Below are 16,000 nucleotides of genomic sequence, written 5' to 3'. Positions count from 1 at the left end.
CCCGTGCACAGGGCCCCGCCGCCGGACTCCTCCGGCGGCGGGGCCCTTTGCCGTTCCTTGGGTTGACGATCGGTCACTTGTCCACTTCACTCATTAACTATGAAAGTAGATAAACCGGAGGAGCCGCGGGAGCCGGGGCAGCTGGGGGAGCCGGCGGAGCCGGGGGAGCAGCCCTCGCCGATCGAGTTCCGTCTCGACCCCTCGTCCGGGGTCCCGACCTACCTTCAGCTCGTGCAGCAGGTCGAACAGGCGCTGCGGATGGGCTGGCTGGCGGAGGGCGACCGGCTGCCCCGGGTCCGCGAGGTGGTGGCGGGGCTGGCGATCAACCCCAACACCGTGCTCAAGGCCTACCGCGAACTGGAGCACCGGGGGCTGGCCGCCGGGCGCCGCGGCCGGGGCACCTTCGTCCGCGGCCTGCCCGCCGGCGTCGTGCCGCTGCGGGAACGGGCCGCGCTGCGGCGGGGACTGCTCGACTGGCTGCGCACCGCGCGGGCGGCCGGGCTGGACGAGGAGGGGATGGCCGCGGTGTTCGAGGACGCGCTGCGGGACCTGCGGGACCTGCGGGACGGGCAGCACGCGCGGGGCGGGGACGACGGGGTGGTGGCGTGATGGCGGGGGACACCGTGATCGACTGCGGCGGGCTGGGCAAGCGCTTCCGCCGCACCTGGGCCCTGCGGGACTGCCACCTCGCCGTCCCGGCCGGGCACGTGGTGGCCCTGGTCGGTCCGAACGGCGCCGGCAAGTCCACCCTGCTCAACCTCGCGGCCGGGCTGACCGCCCCCAGCGAGGGCGCCCTGACCGTCCTCGGCGGCCGGCGGCCCGGCTCGCCCGGGGCACTGGACCGGATCGGCTTCGTCGCCCAGAACGCCGCGCTCTACCCGGGCCTCGCCGTCCGCGACCTGCTGCGGATGGGCCGGGGTCTCAACCGCCGTTGGGACGACGCCCGGGCCCGGGACCATCTGGACGGTCTCGGCATTCCGCTCGACCGCCGCTACGGTCGTCTCTCCGGCGGCCAGCAGGCCCAGGTCTCGCTCGCCCTGGCCCTCGCCAAGCGGCCCGAACTGCTGCTGCTGGACGAGCCGTTGGCCGCGCTCGACCCGCTGGCCCGGCACGACTTCATGGCCGCGCTGCTGACCGCCGTCGCCGAGGACGGCGTCTCGGTGCTGTTCTCCTCGCACGCCGTCGCCGAGCTGGAGCAGACCTGCGACTACCTGGTGGTGCTGGCCGGCGGCCGGGTCCAGGTGAGCGGCGAGGTGGACGACCTGCTCGGCGGCCACCGGATGCTCACCGGCCCCACCGCCGGGGCGGACGCACTCGCCGCCCGGCTCGCCGTGGTCCGCGACCGGCGGGCCGGGGCGCAGTCCCACCTGCTGGTGCGCACCGGCGGCGTGGACGCGCCGGTGGGTGCCGGCTGGCGCCAGCAGCGCGTCGGCCTGGAGGAGCTGGTGCTCGCCTACCTGCGCGAGCCGGCCGCCTCCGCCCTGCCCGGCCCGCGCGGGGCCGTCCGTTCGAACGAGAGGGTTCTCCAGTCGTGAGTGCGATCACCGCGGTGTCCGCGGTCCTGCCCCGGGGCGGCGTCCTGCACGCGGCATGGCTGCGCCACCGGGCCGTCCTGGTCACCGCGCTCGGGGTGCTGGCCGCGGGCGCGGTCGTGCTGGTGGTCGGCGGGTGGTTCGTCCGGGCCGGGTTCGAGCGCTCCGGGGCCGCCGGGTGCGACTGGACCACGGCGGCGTGCAACCAGCTGTGGAAGGACTTCCTGCGCGAGTACGGGACTGCGCTGACGGTCGGCAGCAACATCCTCTACTTCCTCGGCGGCTCGATCGGCGCGTTCGTCGGAGGCCCGCTGCTGGCCCGGGAGTTCGAGCACGGCACGTTCCGCTTCGCGTGGACCCAGGGGGCCGGCCGGGCCCGCTGGACGGCGACCGTGCTGGCCCTGGCCGGTACGGTGGCGGCGCTGGGCGCGGCGGTCCTGGCCGTGGTCTTCGACTGGTGGAGCGCACCGCTGGCCGCGCAGGCCGGGCGGTTCTCCCCGCTGCTGTTCGTGGCGGCGCCGCCGGCGCTGGCCGGCCGGGTGCTGCTGGTCTTCGCGGTCTCCGCGCTCGCCGGCGCGGTGCTGCGGCGGACGGTGGCCGCGGTGGGGATCGGCGTCGGCGTCTCGGTGGCGACGCCCCTGGTGGCGGAGTCCCTGCGGTTCCACTACCGGACGCCGCTCCGGGACACCGTGCACACCCTGGTGCAGAACTCGGTCGACCACCGCTGGACGGCGAGCACCTGGTTCACCGACCCCTCGGGCGACCGGATCGGCAGTCGCGAGTTCTACGCCCTCGGCAACGGCTTCTCCGACGGGGAGCGCCTGGTGCGCGAGGGCGGCTACGCCGTGCACGAGGTGTACCAGCCGGACGGCCGCTACTGGTCGTTCCAGTTCATCGAGTTCGGCTGGACGGCGGCCCTCGCGGTGGCGATCGGTGCCGCGGCCGTGTGGTGGGTGCGGCGCCGGCTGCTCTGAGGCGGATCCCCCGCCCCGGGTTTGAAGAGATTCCGTCAAAACCCTTGCGGAGCCGTGTGTGCTGACGCTATTTCTTGGTTAGGAAAGTTTCCTAACTCCCTTGCGGCGGGCACCCCTGGGTCCGCCCCCACGGACACGGAGCGTCAGATGCACCGTCAGCAGCACCGCACCGTACGCATAGCCCTCGCCGCCCTGCTGGTGGCCGCGCCCGCCACGGTCGCCGCGGCCGGCGCCGCCCACGCGACGGCCCCGGCCGCGGCCGCCGTCCAGCTCAAGGCGGTCGGCCTGGACGACCCGCACAAGAAGGACATCGCGATGCAGCTGGTGTCCAGCGCCGAGAACTCCTCGCTGGACTGGAAGTCCCAGTACAAGTACATCGAGGACATCAAGGACGGCCGCGGCTACACCGCGGGCATCATCGGCTTCTGTTCCGGCACCGGCGACATGCTCGACCTGGTCGAGCACTACACCGACCTCAAGCCGGGCAACGTCCTCGCCAAGTACCTCCCCGCGCTGCGCAAGGTCAACGGCACCGAGTCGCACAGCGGCCTCGGCTCCGCCTTCGAGAAGGACTGGGCCACCGCGGCCAAGGACGGCGTCTTCCAGCAGGCCCAGAACGACGAGCGGGACCGCGTCTACTTCAACCCGGCCGTCAGCCAGGCCAAGTCCGACGGCCTGCGCGCGCTGGGCCAGTTCGCCTACTACGACGCGATCGTGATGCACGGAGGCGGCTTCGACCCGGCCGGCTTCGGCACCATCCGCAAGAACGCCCTGAAGAAGGCCAAGTCCCCCGCCCAGGGCGGCGACGAGGCCACCTACCTGAAGGCCTTCCTGGACGCCCGCAAGGCCGCCATGAAGCTGGAGGAGGCGCACTCCGACACCAGCCGCGTCGACACCGAGCAGCTGGTCTTCCTCAACGCCAAGAACTTCGACCTCAACCCGCCGCTCAAGTGGAAGGTCTACGGGGACAGCTACAGCATCAACAGCTGACCCGCGGCGACCGCGGAGGCCGTTCGCAGGCCTCCGCGGTCGTGCGTTTATCGGATGACACTGCGCCGTGATCGCTGGTACGTTCGCCGACGTGGCCAAGCTGAACCAGATCATCGCCGTCGAAAAGGGCGTCAAGTCCAAGTCCTTCCAGGAGCTGACGCAGTCCCACCAGGACTTGCAGAAGCCCGCGTTGCTGGCCGGTATCTCGCGTACCTACCAGCCCAAGGACGAGGAGGGCGAGCAGCTCCCCCCGGAGTCCACCCGCGTCCAGGTGAAGGCCGAGGACGTCCTGCGGACCACGTCCGCGACGCTGTCCCGGCTGTTCGACGTCACCGCGACGAAGGACTGGGCCAACACCGAGGCCCGCGCCGACGTCGTGGTCGACGGCCGGACGCTCGTCGCCGACGTGCCGGTCACCTACCTGCTCTTCCTGGAGAAGCAGCTCACCGACCTGCGCACCTTCGTGCGGAAGCTGCCGGTGCTGGACGCCGCCGAGGCCTGGAACCACGACGCCTCGACGGACTCCTGGAAGACCGAGGCGGTGCGCACGATCCGCACCAAGAAGGTGCCGCGCAACCACGTGAAGGCCGAGGCGACGGAGAAGCACCCGGCGCAGGTCGAGGTGTACTACGAGGACATCGCGGTCGGCTACTGGACGACCGTCAAGTTCTCCGGGGCCCTGCCGGCCCGGCGGGTGAACGAGCTCCTGGAGCGGGTCGAGAAGCTCCAGCAGGCCGTCCAGTTCGCCCGCGAGGAGGCCAACGGCTCCGAGGTCACCGACCGTCGGGTCGGTGATGCGGTGTTCGGCTACCTGTTCGGGTAGCCCCCAGATCGCCCCCGTATGAGAGCGGGGGTGGCGCGAAGAGCGCAAGCTGATACTGAGGTTGAAGCTGATATCAGGGGAGAATGTGGAGGTTCGAGTCCTCCCTCCGGCACTTCGCGCCGGGGTGGCCCAACATGGCAGAGGCGCCCCTGTAAGACTCAGACTCTCGCTCCAGGCTCAGCATTCGCCGCCGAGCGCCGGATCGACCGGGTGTGTGCTGTAAGCGTCGGATGCGGGTTCGACTCCCGTCTGCGCCTCTACCGTGGCGCGGTAGCTTCAATGGCAAAGCACGATGCTGTGAGAATGACCCACACCCTTAAACGTGCCGGTGCAAGCAATTGGGTGGCACCTCAGGGGCCCGGGCAGCTGGATACCGCTCCCGGGCCCCGTCACCGTTTCCGGGGTCAGGCGCCCGCGGTGTAGTCGTAGAAGCCGCGGCCGGACTTGCGGCCCAGCAGACCCGCGTCGACCATCCGGGAGAGCAGCGGGGGAGCGGCGAACAGCGGCTCCTTGTACTCGTCGTACATGGACTCGGCGATCGAGACGATGGTGTCCAGACCGATCAGGTCGCACAGCCGCAGCGGACCCATCGGGTGGGCGCAGCCGGCCTCCATGCCCTTGTCGATGTCGGAGGCGGTGGCCACGCCCGACTCGAACATCCGCACCGCGGACAGCAGGTACGGCACGAGCAGGGCGTTCACCACGAAGCCGGCCCGGTCACGGGCGCGGATCGGCTCCTTGGCGAGCACCTGGGTGGCGAAGGCCTCCACCCGCTCGGTGGTCGTGGCCGAGGTGGTCAGGGTGGGGATCACCTCGACCAGCTTCTGTACCGGCGCCGGGTTGAAGAAGTGCAGGCCGATCACCTGCTCCGGGCGCGAGGTGGCGGCGGCCAGCTTCACGATCGGGATCGACGAGGTGTTGGAGGCGAGGATGGCGTCCCGGCGCTCGACCACCTGGTCCAGCGTCTGGAAGATCTGGACCTTGATGTCCTCGCGCTCCGCGACCGCCTCGACCACGAGGTCGCGGTCGGCGAAGTCGGCGAGGTCGGTGGTGAAGGAGAGCCGGGCCAGCGCCTCGTCGCGCTGCCCGGTGGTCAGCTTGCCCCGCTTGACGGCGGTGTCGAGGGAGTTGGTCAGCCGGGTGCGGCCGAACTCCAGGGCCTCGCCGGTGGCCTCCGACACCAGGACGTCCAGCCCGGCCCGGGCGAACACCTCCGCGATGCCCGATCCCATCAGGCCGCAGCCGATCACTCCGACGCGCGCGATGTCACTCACTCAGTTGCCCTTCGGTGGTGCTGGGGTGTGCGGCCCCAGCGACAGGTGGCCCAGCAAGCCGCTGTTCAGCGGGTGGAGCACCGGTATTCGTGCACCGGTGCACCGCCCCGACGACGTTACTACTCCGTACTGGCCAGTAGGTCATCCCCTCCCCGGGCGGACCGGCCGGCCGGGCGGCTGGGCCGAACGGGTGAGCCCGGGCCGGCGGCCCCGTGCGCCCGGGGTTGCGGCACGCCGCGGACGGACAGAATGCGGGACGGCCGGGGGAGCCGGGGGCCAGGCACCGCGGGCCGGCCGGCGGGCCGGGCGGGGGTTCGGTGGCAGGCGAAGGGAGCACGGGGATGGCAACGGGGATGGCAACGGGATCGCTGGCGGGGCAGGTCGCGCTGGTCACCGGGGCCGGCCGGGGCATCGGCCGGGAGATCGCGATCGGCCTCGCCGCCGAGGGCATGGCCGTCGGCCTGGTCGGCCGCAATCACGAGACGCTCACCGACACGCTCAAGGAGTGCGCCCGGCACGGTGCCCGCGGCGTCGCCGTCACCGCGGACGTCACCCGCCCCGGGTCGGTCCGCGAGGCGGTCCGGGCGGTCGAGCGCGACCTCGGCCCGGTCGACCTGCTGGTCAACAACGCCGGTCAGGTCGACCGGGCCGAGGTGCCGCTCTGGGAGACCGACGCCAACGAGTGGTGGCAGGTGGTCGAGACGAACCTGCGCGGCCCCTACAACCTGCTGCGCTGCGTCCTGCCCGGCATGGTCGAGCGGCGGCGCGGCCGGGTGGTCAACCTCAACTCCGGCTTCGCGCTGCGCCCGGACGGCCACTACACCGCCTATGCCACCTCCAAGGGCGCGCTGCTCCAGCTCTCCGACAACCTGGCGGACTCGCTCGCCCCGCACCAGGTGGTGGTGCTCGACATCAGCCCGGGCGCGGTCGCCACCGACATGACCGCCGGCATGCCGATGTTCCAGGACATGAAGACGTGGGGCTCCATCCCCTACATGGTCGCGGTCACCGTGGACGCCGCCCGCGGCCGCTTCGACGCGCTGCACGGGCGGTTCATCCACGCCGGGCGGGACAACCTGGAGGAGCTGGTCCGCCGGGCCGAGGAGATCCGCGAGGCCGACGCCCGGACGCTGCGGCTGCGTCCGTACGGGCCCGAGGACCCGATGGCCTAGGCCGTGCCCGGGCGCCGCGGGCACACCGGCCCCTTCCGCACAACCGGCGCCGGCCGCCGGCCGCTAGCCGCGGGCGGATCCACCGGACAGGCCGGCCAGCTCCTCGTCGGTGAGCGAGCCGGGACGCCGCCCGCTCCGGGCGAAGTCGTTGGCGAGCCGCTGCAGCGCCTCGTTGACCGGGGTCGGCACCCCGTGCAGCCGGCCCAGCAGGGCGATCTCGCCGTTCAGGTGGTCGGCCTCGATCGAGCCGGTGCCGCGGGCCAGGCTCTGCCAGGACGAGGAGCCGCTGCGCTCCGCGCCCCGCACCGGCTCCATGCGCAGCAGCTCCCCGGCGAGCCGGCTCTGCTCGGCCGGATCCCGGTGCGGGACGCCGGCGGCAGCGAGCACCGCCACGCCCTCCGCCAGGGCACGCCGCCGGAGCGCGCGGACCGGCTCGTCGTCGCGCGGGCCGGCGACGGCGTCGAGCGCGTTGGCGAGGTTGCCGAGCAGCTTGGTGTACTTCCAGCCCATCACCCCGGCGTCGGCGGAGGAGCTGAAGCAGGACCGGGAGAGGTCGGCGGCGATCGCCGCGGCCACCGCACCGCCGTCGCCGCCGGGGTAGCCGCCGAGCCGCAGCACCCCGCTCAGCGGAGTCCCGGCGGCGGTGACCACCCCGGGCTCCAGGTGGCCGGAGGGCAGCCAGACGCACATCGCCAGCACCTCGCGGAAGACCCGCAGGGCGAGCCGCTCGTTCTCCACCCCGTTCTGCGCGCAGACCAGCGGCAGCCGTTCGGCGGCCGTGCCGCCGCCGGCGACCGGCCGCGGGGCCCAGGCGGCCAGCGCGGCCGGGGTGTCCTGGGTCTTGACGGCGAGCAGCAGGACGTCGCCCGGCCGCAGAGCGACCTCCTCCGGGCCGGCGGCCACCGGGGCGGCCACCGTGCGGAAGCCCTCCGGGGTGCCGAACCGCAGCCCGCCGGCCCGCAGCGCCGCGAGGTGCGCACCGCGCGCCACCAGGACGACGTCGTGCCCGCCCTCGTGCAGCCGGGCGCCGATCGTGCCGCCCACCGCACCCGCCCCGATGATGATGTAGCGCATGCGCGAAGCATGGCACGCGGGCGGCGGCCCGGTCAGGCGGGTGCGCAGAGCCGGCTGGCGGTGACCGGGGTCAGCCCGGCCCTGCCGAGTCCGTCCAGGATCCCGGGGAGCGCGTCCACCGTGCACTGGTGGCCCATGTGCAGGGCGACCACCGAGCCGCCCTTGGTCGAGCCGAGCACCCGGCGCTGCAGCTCGGCGGCGCTCGGGTCGCTGTAGTCGCGCGGATCGACGTCGAACGAGAGCACGTGCTCGTAGCCGACCGCCCGGGCCTGCTCGCGCACCATCGGGGTGGCGTACTGGGCGGCGGAGGGGCGGAACCAGCGCCCGATCGAGCCGGTCAGCCGTTGCAGCCGCTCCGCGCACTGGGCGATCTCGGCGCGCGCCTGGTCGGGCGTCATCGCGGAGATGTTCTGGTGGTTCTGGGTGTGGTTGCCCAGCTCGTGGCCGCCGTCGAGGATCCGCCGGGCCATCTGCGGCTGCTGGTCGAGCCAGCTGCCGACGGCCATCACGGTCAGTTTGGCGCCGCGCTGCTCGGCGATCTCCAGCAGGGCGGTGGCCAGCTTCGGGTCACCGCTGCCGTGGAAGGTCAGGGCGACGTTCTTACCGGTGCGCGGCCCGTAGGCGACCTCGACCGGAGTGCCGGGGGCGAGCGCCGGCAGGGCCGGCGGTACGGGCGGTGCGGTGGCCGACGCGTCGGGTGCGGCCGCGGCGCCGGCGGCCGGGACGGGGGTCGTCGGGGCGGGCGAGGCCGGGCCCTCGCCGCCCGCCCAGGCGGGGTCCACCGCGCCCGGGTCGCCGCCGGGGTGGACGGTGCCGGGGTGCACCGCGAGCGCCCCCGGGTCGGCCCGGCGCGGGCTGCCACTGCCGCAGGCGGTGAGCAGTCCGCCGGCGGCGGCGAGAGCGGCCAGCCTGGCGGTGGCGCGCAGGACGGAGCGGCGGTCGGCGGTCATCCGGTCGGCAGTCATCGGCAGCCAGCATAGAGACGGCGACACAGCGGGGCGATTCGAGGGGTGCGGCCCCGGACCCGTGACGGACGTGCACGCACACCGCTCCGGAAGGCCTGCAGAAACCTGAACTCGCGCTGTTTCCAAGGCCTACCGTCGGATACGATCACCGCGCACCGCGTGGTAGTGCACATACCACGACGGACAGGCATTCCGGCAGTGAGGCATTGGGGGCGGAACAGGATGCACGAGGACACGGCGGCCACGACCGGCGCGGTTACGGACACGGACTGGGACTGGGCGCGCTCCGAGGACTGGCAGCCGCCGACCGAGCTGGACACCGGTGTCCCGCACACCGCCCGGATGTACGACTACTACCTCGGCGGCAAGGACAACTTCGAGGTGGACCGTAAGGCCGCCGAGGCCGCCATCTCGGCCTACCCCGCGCTGCCGCTGCTGGCCCGTACCAACCGTGAGTTCCTCGGCCGCGCCGTCGAGTTCGCGGCCGGCCGGGGCATCCGCCAGTTCGTCGACATCGGCACCGGCATCCCCGCCGTCGGCTCCACCAGCGAGGTGGCCCAGCGGGTCGCCCCGGCCGCCCGCGTGGTGTACATCGACAACGACCCGATCGTGGCCACCCATGCCCGCGCCCTGCTGGCGAGCCACCCGGCCGGCCACACCTCGGTGATCGAGGCCGACCTGCGCGAACCCGCAACGATCCTCGACCACCCCGGCCTGCGCGCCGCCGTCGACCTCGGCGAGCCGGTCGCCCTGATGCTGGTCGCCGTCCTGCACTTCATCCGGGACGAGGACGGCGCCGAGGCGATCGTCCGCACCCTGCGCGACGCGCTCGCCCCCGGGAGCGCGCTGATCCTCTCGCACGGCAGCCCCGACTTCGCCTCCCGGGAGAGCGCCGCCGAGGGCGCCCGGATCTACCGCAGCGCCAGCGCCCCGCTGGTGCTGCGCCCGCGGGCCGGCGTCGAACCGTTCTTCGGGGACTTCGAGTTCGCCGGCCCCGGGTTGGTCCAGCTCCCGCTCTGGCGGCCCGAGGCCGGGCACGTCCCGACCGGCGAGCTGCCCGAGGGCTGGCAGGACGTCTCGGCGTACGCGGGTGTCGCCTTCAAGCGCTGAGCGGCGAGCGGCAGCACGACGCACCGGCCCCGACGCCTCCCCTCCGGGCGTCGGGGCCGGTGCGCGCCCCCGTCCACCCGGACGGTAGCCCCCGCCACTGACAAACCGTCACCCGAGAGGGTTACCCTGCGCCCGTGACCGACCTCCCGCCGCTGCCCGCCGCTGCCGCCCGCCTCCTGGAAGCCGTCGGCGCACCGCCACGGCTGGTCGCCCACCTGAGCCTGGTGCACCAGGTCGCGGAGGCGATCACCGACTGGTGCACCGCCTGCTGCCCCGGCCTCGCGCTCGACCGGGAGGCGGTGCTGTTCGGGGCCGCCACCCATGACATCGGCAAGACCGTCCACCCCGAGGAGCTTTCCGGCCCCGGTTCCGCCCACGAGCCGGCCGGGCACGCGCTGCTGCTCGCCCGCGGCGTCCCCGAGCGGCTGGCCCGCTTCGCCGCCACCCACGCGAGCTGGGGCGGCCCGGGAATCACCGTCGAGGAGCTGCTGGTGAGCCTGGCCGACCAGGCCTGGAAGAACAGCCGGGTCCGCGACCTGGAGGACCGGGTGGTCGACCGGATCGCCACGGCCGCCGGCCGCGAGCGCTGGGAGGTCTTCCTGGAGCTGGACGACCTGCTCACCAGGATCGGGGACGACGCCCCGGGCCGGCTCGCCGTCCAGGCCGAACACCCCCTCCACCGCCTCCCATAGCGGGACGCTCCGGTGGAAAATGACGCGACACACCGCGCGGGCCGGTGTTAGCTTCCGCAGCATGAAACCCCTGACCGAGACCGAGATCCGCGATTCCTTCGTCAACTGCTCCAAGGGCGAGGCCCGTCGGCTCAACCTGCCTCGGGGCCTGGCCGAACTCCCCTGGGAGCAGCTGGACTTCCTCGGCTGGCGGGATCAGGGCGCGCCGGACCGCGGCTATCTGGTCGCCGAGCACGGCGGCGAACTGGTCGGCGTCACGCTGCGGGTGCCGTCGGTGCGCCGCAGCCTGCGGATGAGCAACGTCTGCTCGTTCTGCATCTCCACCCATGCCGGCTCCGGCGTCGCGCTGCTCGCGGCCCGCCGGGCGGGCGTCTCCGGGCGCGAGGGGAACACCGTCGGCACCTACATCTGCGCCGATCTCGCGTGTTCGCTCTACGTGCGCGGACTGAAGCAGTCCGCCCTGGTCAGCCGGCCCGAGGAGTCGCTGTCCCAGGAGCAGCTGATCGCCCGCACGGTGACCAACCTGGATGCCTTCCTGGTGAAGGTCCTCACCGACACCGCGGCCTGAGCTGGTCACGCGGGGGCCCCGGGCCGGCCGGCGGTTTCCGCGGGCCGCCCTCTAGCGCTGCCGCAGCCCGTCCAGCCTGCGCCGGTCCTGCTTGGTGGGCCGCCCGGCGCCGCGGTCCCGCTCGCCGGCCGCCGCCAGGAGCTCGCGCGGCGGCCGCGGCGGGCTGTTGTCCACCAGGCACTCGGCCGCGACGGCCGCCCCGACCCGCTTGCGGACGAGCTTGCGCACCACGACGACGCGCTCGAACCCGTCCTGGCGCACCCGGACTTCGTCCCCGGCCTTCAGCGCCTGGGCGGGCTTGGCCCGCTCCCCGTTCACCTGCACGTGCCCGGCGCGGCAGGCGGCCGCCGCCAGCGACCGCGTCTTGGCGAGCCGCACCGACCAGACCCAGCTGTCCACCCGGACGCTTCCCTCGTCTTCGACCATCCCCCGAGCCTACCCAGGCCCGCGGTCACCGCGGCGGCGACTCCTGGACGGCCCAGCCGTTGCCGTCCGGGTCGGAGAAGAAGACGAAGGAGTTCCACTCCCCGCCGGGCCCGTCGACCCGGGTGCCGGCCTCGAAGTGCTGGACCGGGCTCACCTCCACGCCGCGCGCGACGAGCTCGCCGTGCGCCTTGCCGATGTCCGGGACGACCAGTTGCAGGCCCTTCACCGAGCCTGGCGGTGCCTCCGTGACCCCGGTGCCCACCACGATGGAGCACTCCGAGCCCGGCGGCGTCAGCTGGACCACCCGGACGCCGTCCCGGATCCGGGTGTCGTGGTCCACGGTGAACCCTGCCTGCTCCTCGTAGAAGGCCTTGGCCCGGTCCACGTCGGACACCGGGACCACCACCACTTCGAGCTTCCAGTCCATGCCCAATCCCCTTCCGGTCAGACCCTTCCGGTCGGGCTCCTCCAGTATCGGCCGCCCGGACGGCCCGCGCCCGGTGGTCGGCTAGCCTGGGGCCACGATGAACCGCCTCAGCACGCCCGCCGCCGTGACCCCCTTCGCCACCCCGTGGGGCACCTTCGATCTCACCCGCTTCCCCGAGGACCCGCGCGAGCGGTTGCGGGCCTGGGACGCCGCCGACGAGTACCTGCTGCGCCACCTCGCCGGCGAGGCCGACAGCGCGCAGGGCGCCGCCACCGCGCTCGCCGGCCGCACCGTCGTCGTCCTGGGCGACCGCTGGGGTGCGCTGACCACCGCGCTGACCTCCGCGCTGACCACCGCGCCGACCTCCCCGCTCGCGACGGCCGCCGCCGGAGCCGCGGGCACCGCCCCGGACGCGCCGGTCCAGATCGGCGACTCGCACCTCGGCCGGCAGGCCACCCTGGCCAACCTCGCCCGGGCCGGCGCCGACCCCGCCGCCGCCCGGCTGCTGACCACCCGGGACACCCCGCCGGAGCGGATCGACGTCCTGCTGGTGCGCGTCCCGAAGAGCCTCGCGCTGCTGGAGGACCAGCTGCACCGGCTGGCCCCGGCCCTGCACCCCGGCACGCTGGTGATCGGCACTGGCATGGTCACCGAGATCCACACCTCCACGCTCCAGCTCTTCGAGCGGATCCTCGGCCCGACCCGCACCTCGCTGGCCGTCCGCAAGGCGCGGCTGATCCTCTGCACGCCCGACCCGGCGCTCGACCCCGGCCCCAGCCCCTGGCCGCGCAGCTACGCCCTGCCCGGGGACATCGGCCCGGCGGCCGGCCGCACCGTGGTCGACCACGCCGGCACCTTCTGCGCCGAGCGCCTCGACATCGGCACCCGGTTCTTCCTCGGGCACCTGCCGGTCGCGGCTCCCGGCTCCCGGATCGTCGACCTCGGCTGCGGCAACGGCGTGGTCGGCACCGCCGCGGCGCTGGCGAGCCCGGGCGCCGAACTGCTCTTCCTGGACGAGTCCGACCAGGCCGTGGCCTCCGCCGAGGCGACCTTCCGCGCCAACCTCGGCCCGGACGCGCCCGCCCGGTTCCTCACCGCGGACGCCCTCGCCACCGAGGACGTCCCGGCCGGCTCGGTGGACTTCGTCCTCAACAACCCGCCGTTCCACTCGCACCAGGCCACCACGGACGCCACCGCCTGGCGGATGTTCACCGGGGCACGCCGCGCCCTGCGTCCGGGCGGTGAGCTCTGGGTGGTCGGCAACCGGCACCTCGGCTACCACCTCAAGCTGCGCCGCCTCTTCGGCAACTGCAAGCTGGTCGCGGGCAACCCCAAGTTCGTGGTCCTGCGCGCCGTACGCCGCTGAGCCGGGCGGCAGGCGGGCCGCCGGGCCGGTCCGCCGTCGGCCGCTGAGCCGGGTGGGGGAGCCGGATGGGGGGAGCCGGATGGGGGGAGCCGGATGGTGGGGGGCTGGGTGACGGGTGGCCGGGTGACGGGGGAGCCGGGGGCGCAGCCCGCACCGGCCAACTAAGGGTAGCCTAAGCTCGCTGTCGGCAGCGGATGGAACGCCGCCGTCGGCGGGCGGCGCACTCCTGTCCCCGGGTGCGGGGCGGGGTGTCGGCACCCCGCCCCGCACTCCCTTGCATGGATGTTCCGTGATGCGTATATTCATGCTACGACCAAGGAGGGAAACTGCCATGGCTTTGCGAGTCGCCGTTGCCGGCGCGAGCGGATACGCGGGCGGTGAGGTGCTGCGCCTGCTGCTCGGCCACCCGGAGGTGGAGATCGGGGCGCTGACGGGCGGCTCGAACGCGGGGGCGAGGCTCGGCGCACTGCAGCCGCACCTGCTCCCGCTCGCCGACCGGATCCTGGAGCCCACCACCCCCGAGGTGCTGGCCGACCACGACGTGGTGTTCCTGGCGCTGCCGCACGGCCAGTCCGCCGCGGTCGCCGAGGCGCTCGGCGGGAACGTGCTGATCGTCGACTGCGGGGCCGACTTCCGGCTCCGGGCCGCCGCCGACTGGGAGCAGTTCTACGGCTCCGCGCACGCCGGCACCTGGCCCTACGGCCTGCCCGAGCTGCCCGGACACCGCGACGCCCTCAAGGGCAGCAACCGGATCGCCGTCCCGGGCTGCTACCCGACCGCCGTCTCGCTGGCGCTCTTCCCGGCGTACGCGGCCGGGCTCGCCGAGCCCGAGGCCGTGATCGTCGCCGCCTCCGGCACCTCCGGCGCCGGCAAGGCCGCCAGGACCAACCTGCTCGGCAGCGAGGTCATGGGCAACGTCAGCGCCTACGGCGTCGGCGGCGTCCACCGGCACACCCCGGAGATGTCGCAGAACCTCACCCCGGTCGCGGGCGAGCCGGTCACCGTCTCCTTCACCCCCACGCTGGTGCCGATGCCGCGCGGCATCCTCGCCACCTGCTCGGCCAAGGCCCGGCCGGGCGTGACCGGCGAGAGCCTGCGCGCCGCCTACGCCGAGGCGTTCGCGGGCGAGCCCTTCGTCCGTCTGCTGCCCGAGGGGCAGTGGCCGCAGACCAGCAGCGTCTACGGCTCCAACGCCGCCCTGGTCCAGGTCGCCCTGGACGAGACCGCCGGGCGGATCATCGCGATCAGCGCGATCGACAACCTGGTCAAGGGCACCGCCGGCGGTGCGGTGCAGAGCATGAACATCGCCCTCGGCCTCCCCGAGGACCTGGGCCTCCCCCTGAACGGAGTCGCGCCGTGACCGGCAACGCCAAGACCACGAACGTCGGTGTGACGGCGGCCAAGGGCTTCCGCGCCGCGGGTGTCACCGCGGGCATCAAGGCCTCGGGCACCCCGGACCTCGCCCTGGTCGTCAACGACGGCCCCTCGCTCGCCGCCGCCGGCGTCTTCACCGCCAACCGGGTCAAGGCCGCGCCGGTGCTCTGGTCCGAGCAGGTCCTCAAGGGCGGCGCGGTCTCCGCCGTCGTCCTCAACTCCGGTGGCGCCAACGCCTGTACCGGCCCGCTGGGCTTCCAGGACACCCACGCCACCGCCGAGAAGGTGGCGGAGGAGCTGAAGCTCAACGCCGGCGAGGTGGCCGTCGCCTCCACCGGCCTGATCGGCGTCCGCCTCCCGATGGACATCCTGCTGCCCGGCGTCGCCACCGCCGCCGCCGGCCTCAGCGAGACCGGCGGCGAGGCCGCCGCGATCGCCATCAAGACCACCGACACCGTCCACAAGACGGCCCAGGTGACCAGCCCGGCCGGCTGGACCGTCGGCGGCATGGCCAAGGGCGCCGGCATGCTCGCCCCGAGCCTCGCCACCATGCTGGTCGTCCTCACCACCGACGCCGACCTGGACGCCGCCGCCCTGGACACCGCGCTGCGCGGCGCCACCCGGACGACCTTCGACCGGATCGACTCCGACGGCTGCATGTCGACCAACGACACCGTGCTGCTGCTCGCCTCCGGCGCCTCCGGCACCACCCCGGACCGGGCCGAGTTCGACGAGGCCGTCCGGACGGTCTGCGCCGACCTCGCTCGCCAGCTGATCGGCGACGCGGAGGGGGCGAGCAAGGACATCCGGATCGAGGTCACCGCCGCCGCCACCGAGGACGAGGCCGTCGAGGTGGCCCGGGTGATCGGCCGCAACAACCTGCTCAAGTGCGCCCTGCACGGCGAGGACCCGAACTGGGGCCGGGTGCTGGCGGCGGTCGGCACCACCGACGCGGCCTTCGACCCGGACCGCCTCGACGTCGCCATCAACGGCGTCTGGGTCTGCCGTAACGGCAGCGTGGGGGAGGACCGCGACCTGGTCGACATGACCGGCCGCGAGATCGTGATCACCGCCCGGCTCAACGCCGGCGAGGCCGCGGCCGTCCTGTGGACCAACGACCTCACCGCCGACTACGTGCACGAGAACAGCGCCTACTCCACCTGACAGTCGCCACCAGCTACCCGAGCCGGGGAACCAGAACCGTGCAGATCGCACCCAAGGGCGAACAGGCCC

At 73.7% G+C, this 16,000-nt stretch carries 17 protein-coding genes; 12 read left to right on the top strand and 5 right to left on the bottom strand.

Translation table 11 applies throughout. The features are described from left to right. Positions 1 to 99 precede the first annotated feature (99 nt). The 5 genes from OH807_RS10305 to OH807_RS10285 all read left to right on the top strand — a co-directional run bounded on the left by OH807_RS10305 (position 100) and on the right by OH807_RS10285 (position 4,319). Positions 100 to 609 (top strand): GntR family transcriptional regulator, encoded by a 510-nt coding sequence (locus tag OH807_RS10305; protein WP_406196682.1) that lies wholly within the window; start codon positions 100 to 102, stop codon positions 607 to 609. After that, on the top strand, positions 609 to 1,535 hold the full coding sequence (locus OH807_RS10300; protein ID WP_406196680.1) for an ATP-binding cassette domain-containing protein: 927 nt from the start codon (positions 609 to 611) through the stop codon (positions 1,533 to 1,535). Before OH807_RS10305 ends, OH807_RS10300 begins: the two co-directional genes overlap by 1 nt. Continuing rightward, positions 1,532 to 2,506 carry a hypothetical protein gene (locus OH807_RS10295; protein ID WP_406196678.1) on the top strand — a complete coding sequence of 325 codons (975 nt, stop codon included), beginning with the start codon at positions 1,532 to 1,534 and terminating at the stop codon, positions 2,504 to 2,506. Before OH807_RS10300 ends, OH807_RS10295 begins: the two co-directional genes overlap by 4 nt. A gap of 147 nt (positions 2,507 to 2,653) precedes the next feature. Then, complete coding sequence (locus tag OH807_RS10290) at positions 2,654 to 3,496, top strand: chitosanase (RefSeq protein ID WP_406196676.1); 843 nt, start codon at positions 2,654 to 2,656, stop codon at positions 3,494 to 3,496. A gap of 91 nt (positions 3,497 to 3,587) precedes the next feature. After that, positions 3,588 to 4,319, top strand: a complete 732-nt coding sequence (locus OH807_RS10285) for a hypothetical protein (protein ID WP_406210865.1) — start codon at positions 3,588 to 3,590, stop codon at positions 4,317 to 4,319. Positions 4,320 to 4,723: 404 nt separating this feature from the next. Here OH807_RS10285 and OH807_RS10280 read toward each other — a convergent pair whose 3' ends face one another. Then, complete coding sequence (locus OH807_RS10280; protein ID WP_406196674.1) at positions 4,724 to 5,593, bottom strand: 3-hydroxybutyryl-CoA dehydrogenase; 870 nt, start codon at positions 5,591 to 5,593, stop codon at positions 4,724 to 4,726. A 353-nt stretch (positions 5,594 to 5,946) separates the two neighbouring features. Here OH807_RS10280 and OH807_RS10275 point away from each other — a divergent pair, with 353 nt between their 5' ends. Continuing rightward, complete coding sequence (locus OH807_RS10275) at positions 5,947 to 6,765, top strand: SDR family NAD(P)-dependent oxidoreductase (RefSeq protein WP_406196672.1); 819 nt, start codon at positions 5,947 to 5,949, stop codon at positions 6,763 to 6,765. Positions 6,766 to 6,828: 63 nt separating this feature from the next. On the opposite strand, the gene OH807_RS10270 is transcribed toward OH807_RS10275, so the two are convergent. Both OH807_RS10270 and OH807_RS10265 read right to left on the bottom strand, forming a co-directional pair. Beyond that, positions 6,829 to 7,839 carry a ketopantoate reductase family protein gene (locus OH807_RS10270; RefSeq protein ID WP_406196670.1) on the bottom strand — a complete coding sequence of 337 codons (1,011 nt, stop codon included), beginning with the start codon at positions 7,837 to 7,839 and terminating at the stop codon, positions 6,829 to 6,831. A gap of 32 nt (positions 7,840 to 7,871) precedes the next feature. Continuing rightward, the gene (locus OH807_RS10265) at positions 7,872 to 8,804 is read right to left on the bottom strand and encodes a polysaccharide deacetylase family protein (protein ID WP_406196667.1); all 933 of its coding nucleotides are present in this window, start codon (positions 8,802 to 8,804) and stop codon (positions 7,872 to 7,874) included. Positions 8,805 to 9,026: 222 nt separating this feature from the next. On the opposite strand from OH807_RS10265, the gene OH807_RS10260 reads away from it, so the two are divergent. The 3 genes from OH807_RS10260 (at position 9,027) to OH807_RS10250 (ending at position 11,174) form a co-directional block, all read left to right on the top strand. Next, positions 9,027 to 9,914, top strand: coding sequence for an SAM-dependent methyltransferase (locus OH807_RS10260; protein WP_406196665.1), 888 nt, complete (start codon positions 9,027 to 9,029; stop codon positions 9,912 to 9,914). A 134-nt stretch (positions 9,915 to 10,048) separates the two neighbouring features. Continuing rightward, complete coding sequence (locus tag OH807_RS10255; protein ID WP_406196662.1) at positions 10,049 to 10,606, top strand: HD domain-containing protein; 558 nt, start codon at positions 10,049 to 10,051, stop codon at positions 10,604 to 10,606. A 61-nt stretch (positions 10,607 to 10,667) separates the two neighbouring features. Continuing rightward, complete coding sequence (locus OH807_RS10250; RefSeq protein ID WP_406196660.1) at positions 10,668 to 11,174, top strand: FBP domain-containing protein; 507 nt, start codon at positions 10,668 to 10,670, stop codon at positions 11,172 to 11,174. Between the two features lie 51 nt (positions 11,175 to 11,225). Here OH807_RS10250 and OH807_RS10245 read toward each other — a convergent pair whose 3' ends face one another. Then, positions 11,226 to 11,600, bottom strand: coding sequence for an RNA-binding S4 domain-containing protein (locus OH807_RS10245; RefSeq protein WP_406196658.1), 375 nt, complete (start codon positions 11,598 to 11,600; stop codon positions 11,226 to 11,228). A 25-nt stretch (positions 11,601 to 11,625) separates the two neighbouring features. Beyond that, a complete protein-coding gene (locus tag OH807_RS10240) occupies positions 11,626 to 12,027 on the bottom strand; it encodes a VOC family protein (RefSeq protein WP_406196655.1) in 402 nt (133 codons plus the stop codon). A 97-nt stretch (positions 12,028 to 12,124) separates the two neighbouring features. Between OH807_RS10240 and OH807_RS10235 the strand changes: the two genes are divergently transcribed. From OH807_RS10235 to argJ, 3 genes are all read left to right on the top strand, one after another. After that, complete coding sequence (locus OH807_RS10235) at positions 12,125 to 13,393, top strand: methyltransferase (RefSeq protein WP_406196652.1); 1,269 nt, start codon at positions 12,125 to 12,127, stop codon at positions 13,391 to 13,393. Between the two features lie 331 nt (positions 13,394 to 13,724). Continuing rightward, the gene (argC, locus tag OH807_RS10230) at positions 13,725 to 14,753 is read left to right on the top strand and encodes an N-acetyl-gamma-glutamyl-phosphate reductase (protein ID WP_406196650.1); all 1,029 of its coding nucleotides are present in this window, start codon (positions 13,725 to 13,727) and stop codon (positions 14,751 to 14,753) included. After that, positions 14,750 to 15,931, top strand: a complete 1,182-nt coding sequence (argJ, locus tag OH807_RS10225) for a bifunctional glutamate N-acetyltransferase/amino-acid acetyltransferase ArgJ (RefSeq protein ID WP_406196648.1) — start codon at positions 14,750 to 14,752, stop codon at positions 15,929 to 15,931. Before argC ends, argJ begins: the two co-directional genes overlap by 4 nt. The last annotated feature ends 69 nt before the right edge of the window (positions 15,932 to 16,000 follow it).

It is taken from the genome of Kitasatospora sp. NBC_01560 (assembly GCF_045208415.1).
Taxonomy (GTDB): Bacteria; Actinomycetota; Actinomycetes; order Streptomycetales; family Streptomycetaceae; genus Kitasatospora.
This window is presented reverse-complemented; position numbering and strand designations above follow the sequence as displayed.